The following is a 537-nucleotide window of genomic DNA, read 5'->3' as shown; positions in this document are numbered from 1 at the left end:
GAAGATTGTCGATAATAATAATGGCACCTTTACCGCCACGACCGCAGACAATAGTACCATTACTTTAGTCGATGATGGTGGCGCGATTATCCAAGATAATGGCACTGTCGTTAGCGTAGATAGTAATGGCAATGGCACCCCTGATGTCACCGTAGAAAGTGGTAGTGATATTGTCAGTGATGGCAGTACCTTACAAACCACCCTAGCCAGTGGTGAAGTCATCAGCACACAAGCCAATAGTGCCGCTGTCATTAATAACAATGGTGGTAACAGTGTTACGATCACCAATACCGATGGTTCAGCCATTACGGTTGATTTAACCGGTGATGGCACACCAGATGCCATCATCACAAGTGGAATGACCGTTGCTGATGCCGGTAGTGGTCAGGTTGCAATTACCGATGCCGACGGTGATACCGTGACTATCCCGGCAAACAGTGATGTGACCATCGGCAATGCCGCTGTCGGTACTATCGCCGTTGATCTTGATAATAATGCAACAGATGATGTCACCGTTCCAAATGGGGCGACTGTTGT

General features: G+C 47.7%; 1 protein-coding gene. It reads left to right on the top strand.

Features of this window, described 5'->3' with window-relative positions:
* On the top strand, positions 1-537 hold a 537-nt coding region (locus DNK85_RS08015; protein ID WP_162896611.1), incomplete at both ends, for a hypothetical protein.

Origin of the sequence: Cysteiniphilum halobium, from assembly GCF_003574425.1 — a bacterium.
GTDB lineage: Bacteria > Pseudomonadota > Gammaproteobacteria > Francisellales > Francisellaceae > Caedibacter > Caedibacter halobius.
This window is presented reverse-complemented; position numbering and strand designations above follow the sequence as displayed.